Raw genomic sequence first — 4,973 nt, forward strand, 5'->3', positions numbered from 1 at the left:
TCCGCGTTACCAGCAGCGTTAACGGTGATGGTGTGTCCATGTGAACCAATCGCAACGGAGTGCGTATGAGCACCAATACCGACAGTATGTGCGTGTGCACCTGCGCTTGCAGCAGTGCCGGACAGTGAGTGGGTACTGGTATAATCCCATTGAATATTTACACCAGTCGCATAATTTCCGATTGCAACGTAAATATCGTAAGTATCACCAGATGTATTGACCCAGGCAAAATTTGTAAACCCTGCCGATGTGCGCTGCCATAAAGCACCAGTAATCCCCTTCGGATTACCATTACCTGCACGCAAAACAAGTTCAGATATACCTGCCTGTTGAGGTGAACCGACGTTATATCCAGCCCCACCAATCAACGTAATTGAAACAACAGAACTCGCCTGCGGCATGGTTACCGTTGCTAATTTGAACCAACCAGCACCACCGCTGAATGACATTGTTGTTGAGTTAAGCGTACCAATATCTTTCGGTGTCAGTGTTATATCCGCTGAAAGCGCCTTACCATTCACCTTACGGGCAGAAGGTATTCACGCAGGGAAAATATCTTTCCCCCTCCGGTGTTCTCACCACGAAGCCGCACGACTCCGCTGGCGCACATCGCCGGGCGTGCGCCAGAATCGCTGATTCTGTCTCTGTCATGGGATTCACTGCGAAAGTTTGTTAATGGAAAGGAAGCCGCCAAAGTTGCCGACGTTATTGCGAAACTTACAGCCGCTCAGGCATTTGCTGCATTTATCCTTCGTGATATCGGACGTCGGCTGATCATATTCATCCGCGACCGCCGGACCGTGATAACCGCACTCATCACCGCGATAGGTCCAGGTGCAGGTGTTGGCCAGCATGATACGTCCCGGAAAAACGGCACCGTCCGTTTCCGTCGGCGTGGACAGTACAAAAGAGGCACTGACCGCGCTCAGTTCGCTGCACTGCTCGATGCGCCAGCGGCTGATCACCTCCTGCTCCGGATCGGCGTCACTGTTTCCGTTGACGAAGTTCACCGCATCCAGAAAACGGGCGTAAACCTTACGCCGGACCACCGTTCCTCCGACCAGACTCTGCAGGTCTTCCGCCATCCCGGTGACCATGCCGTGCAGGTTAGAAACCGTCAGTGTCGGACGGGCAGCACTGCCTTTGCCGTTCAGTTCAAATCCCGTCCCCTGAATGGGATACGCCTGATACTGTCGCCCCTGCCAGGTGACCGGCTCACCTTTATCGTTCTGCTCATTACAGAAAAAGTAGCGTTCCCCGCCTACCTCGGTCAGGTCGATTTCCCAGAGCACCACCTGGGCTGACTGAGTGAGGCGTGTCGTCTCATGATGTGTTTCCTGTGGAATATCCTGCATCAGAGACTCCTATGCCACGACCTGTTCAAAATCTGCCGTTATGGTTACCCACAACGCCCCCACGCTTGCCGACCATTTACGACAAACCACCCTGATCGGCTTCCAGTCATAAGGTGGCGTCCACTGAAATGCGCGGACGCCACCGTGCCGTTCCAGAAAGGCTTTTAAAGATGGGTGTTCACATTTACGAACACGTATAGTCACGCTGTAAATCGACAACTGGTTATTCAGTCCCGCCGCACGACGCTGTTCATAACCATCGCCCAGCTTCACTGTCACCACTTTCGGCTCTGATACCACATTCATATCCGGGCGCACTTTCCAGTGAAACGTCTCCATTACCGATATGCTCCACTTAACCGACCACCATCACGGGCCTGCTGTTGCATAAAGTCCGCTGCCGCTTTTTTCCCAAGGTCATAAACCACCTTCAGGGCAGCCGGACCTATCTGCCCGTTCGTGCCATCGTTATTGATCTCGATGTTGTACTGCGGGGCAAACATCGCCATACCTGAACCACCAATATCCGCCACAACCCCCAGCTTACCGTCAGCACCACGACGCAGTGGCAGAATGGCTTCAGGTCCAGCTTCCCCCATCACACCCGCGCCTTTTGCAAAAGCAAAAAACGTCGGACGGTTAACCACCGTGCCACTGTAACGACTCAAATCAGCAGACTGATAAATCCCCCCATTGGCATTCAGGGAAAGGCTGCTGAGATCAAATCCCAGTACACTGCCAATCCCTTTTATCGATTTCATCATGGTTGCCTGCGCCAGGATTTTCGCCATATCTGACAGCACCGAAGAGGTGAAGGATTTGAAGTTGAGTTTGCCGGTAGTGACAAAAGTTGCCAGGCCATTTCCCATGTTGCTGAAGGCTGATGAGAACACCTGTTCTGCTGTTCCTGCCGTATTGTCTGCATCCACGGTAAAATCCTGAAATGCACGCAGGACTCCGTTTTTCCAGTTACCCTGCACAACTTCAAGCTGTTGCCAGTAACGGCGATTCTCATTCAGTTGTCGGTTCAGGCTCTCCGTCAGCGCCTGCTCGGCCTTTCTGTAGTCATCCGTGTTATATGTCCCTTTCTGCTCACTATCCCGCCTCAACTGCTCCAGCTGTTGCTGGTATTTCTGGCGAAGACTCAGTTGTACCTGATATCGCTGCCGCTGCTGATCACCCATACCCACCGTGGCGATATCCAGGTCATGTTGCTGACGCTGAGCGCGCTCTTCTTCAGCCAGTTGACTGGTCAGCTGAATTGTTTTTTTCTTCAGATCGTTGAGTGCCGTCTGTTTCTGAAGCTCCTGCTGTTTTACATCCAGCAGCGTCAGTGCCTGAATCAGTTCATCTTTACGGGCCAGCACACTCTTTTCATCTGCCGTCAGTTTTTTCCCGTCCAGATCGCTGATGCGCTGCTGCAGAGCCAGAAGCTGTTTATGCGCTTCTGTCATCTTTTCAGTGGCAATGCCTGCTGACTGTCTTGCAGCAGCAATCTGTCCTTCCACCTGTGCCTGTTGCTGACTGTACTGCAGCAATAACCGGGTGGCCTCATCATTACGGGGTTCGCGTGTTTTTTTCTTACCGGATGCCAGGGCTTTCTCGTAACGTTCATTTTCACGTTGTATCGCCGCATCCCTGACAGCCTGATCGGCGTACTGCATGGCATTAATACGCGCAATTTCACGCTGATGTCGTGCTGCTTCCGTTTCATTCATCCGGTTCAGTGCAGCATTTTCAGCATTACGGCGTTTCTGTTGCTCCTGATAATTCCGCTCTGCCTGCTCTTTTGCATCCTGCAAATCCTTCTGGCGTTTTTTCTCCTGAAGCTCGTTAAGACGCTGCTGATCGTACTCAACCTGAGAAGATGATGCCGTCCAGGGGAGTCTTTTCACCCGCGACACTTTCTCCTGTAAAGCGGAAATCTGTTCATCCAGCGAGTCTTCACGACCAATATTCATGGCCGCATCCCAGAAACGACTCCATAAATCAGACAGATACTTCAGCGTACTGCCCAGCGCATTGAGGTTATTATCAATATCCGCAGTACGCCGACCGGTTTCCTCTGCCAGTGCAGACATGGCTATCCGTGCCGCATCACTGGACCGCCCCTGTTCCCCAAGGACGCGTATCTGTTCAAGCTGAGTGGCAGTAAGAAAATGCAGCTCATTGTCCAGAGCCTTCGCGGCATTTACAGGATCATCCTTCAGCCGCTTAAACTGATTTATGGTATCGCTGACCGACTGGCCAACCGATCGCTCCATCTGTGCGGCAGCTCTCGCCACCATACGGGATGGATCATGAACAGAGTCTGCTGCCTCATGCTTCACACTAAACAGGGCTGGCCCGACATGCTGCAGGGCGTAAACGGGGTTCCCCCTGACAGTCGCAGCCACAGGAGTGTTGGCCGCGAGGAGCCGTTTTTTTACTGTGTCCCGGTGAAGCCCAAAGGCCTCAGCGATTTTAAAAACACTCCAGTAATAAGCATCACCGATCCCGCTCACATTTGACATAAGCAACTCCATCTGGCAGGTGAAAATCATGTTTATTTATATATTTCAATTAATTGCAAACTGGTCTAATGACAGGGAGAAAAAAATATTGTACAGGTGAAAAGAGAAATAACTTTTAATTATCAATAAATTACCAAACATGCTGCCGCCGCCATGGAAATGCAAAAACTAGCCTTTTTCCGCGACGCTCCCGCCCCGTGGCAGGGGCCCCCACCGGGAGGACCCGACAGCCTGACAGCCGTGACGAGCATCTGATACAGCGCTTTACATAATGGCATAGGAATAATTCAGAAGGACATCACAGCATGCCCACACAAATTAGTGTGAGTGTCCTGTTTCTTCCTACGCACAGGACTGACGAGCATGAGGGGAAAATATGCGAACCATAAATGCCTCATCTTCAGCAATGCAGCCGGCATCCGAACAGGACGATATTGTAAATTCACCTAATTACGAGGACATTGCAGTAGTTGAATTGCAGCTCTGTATTAGCCTGACAGTGACAGAATGCGATACTGACTCTGTCACAGGTGAAATAGTTTGAATGATTAGCAGTTATGGTGCTCAGTCAACCACCAGGGAATAATCCTTCGAATTCTTATCGTGCTTCACCAACGCTGCCTCAATTGCCCTGAATGCTTCCAGAGACACCTGATGTTCTATACATGCAATTACAACATCCGGGTAACTCATAGAAATGGTGCTATTAAGCATATTTTTTACACGAATCAGATCCAACGAGAGTTCATCAGCAGATTGTTCTTTATTCATTTTGTCGCTCCATGCGTTTGCTCGTCATCTAGCGGTTAAAATATTACTTCAAATCTTTCTGCATAAAAGAGGAAAAGTATGAAAGTTTGAGTACATCGACCTTACATACATCTGTCGGTTGCATATCCCTCCTGGATGCCAGCAAGGCTCAACTTTGTTACGCAATCAACACTATTCATTAAAAACAGGCTTAATATTTGACATAAATCATCAACAAAACACAAAGAGGTCAGACCAGATTGAAACAATAAACACGATAATGCAAACTACGCGCCATCGTATCACATGGAAGGTTAACCAATGGCTCAGGCTGCCATTTTTAAAGAAATATTCG

3 protein-coding genes and 3 pseudogenes are annotated in these 4,973 nt (G+C 50.1%); all 6 read right to left on the reverse strand.

Translation table 11 applies throughout. The features are described from left to right. Nucleotides 1-539: pseudogene (locus tag OQV04_RS23475) on the reverse strand (hypothetical protein); the annotation flags it as partial. Then, nucleotides 538-651 (reverse strand): annotated as a pseudogene (locus OQV04_RS23480) (hypothetical protein); the annotation flags it as partial. The pseudogenes OQV04_RS23480 and OQV04_RS23475, both read right to left, overlap by 2 nt. A gap of 5 nt (nt 652-656) precedes the next feature. Then, nucleotides 657-1,355: a phage minor tail protein L gene (locus OQV04_RS23485; protein WP_047090220.1), complete on the reverse strand. Its 699-nt coding sequence runs from the start codon at nt 1,353-1,355 to the stop codon at nt 657-659. 9 nt (nt 1,356-1,364) lie between these two features. Next, complete coding sequence (locus OQV04_RS23490; RefSeq protein ID WP_000447248.1) at nt 1,365-1,694, reverse strand: phage tail protein; 330 nt, start codon at nt 1,692-1,694, stop codon at nt 1,365-1,367. Then, nucleotides 1,694-3,643 (reverse strand): annotated as a pseudogene (locus OQV04_RS23495) (phage tail tape measure protein); the annotation flags it as partial. The gene OQV04_RS23490 and the pseudogene OQV04_RS23495, both read right to left, overlap by 1 nt. A 789-nt stretch (nt 3,644-4,432) precedes the next feature. After that, nucleotides 4,433-4,639, reverse strand: coding sequence for a hypothetical protein (locus OQV04_RS23500; protein ID WP_001031431.1), 207 nt, complete (start codon nt 4,637-4,639; stop codon nt 4,433-4,435). Nucleotides 4,640-4,973 lie beyond the last annotated feature (334 nt).

It is taken from the genome of Escherichia sp. Lx600-2 (assembly GCF_036662595.1).
GTDB lineage: Bacteria > Pseudomonadota > Gammaproteobacteria > Enterobacterales > Enterobacteriaceae > Escherichia > Escherichia coli.

Bases quoted from the DNA above. Each gene is read 5' to 3' on its own strand.
- OQV04_RS23500 (WP_001031431.1), bottom strand. From the start codon at position 4,639: ATGAATAAAGAACAATCTGCTGATGAACTCTCGTTGGATCTGATTCGT.
- OQV04_RS23490 (WP_000447248.1), bottom strand. From the start codon at position 1,694: ATGGAGACGTTTCACTGGAAAGTGCGCCCGGATATGAATGTGGTATCA.
- OQV04_RS23485 (WP_047090220.1), bottom strand. From the start codon at position 1,355: ATGCAGGATATTCCACAGGAAACACATCATGAGACGACACGCCTCACT.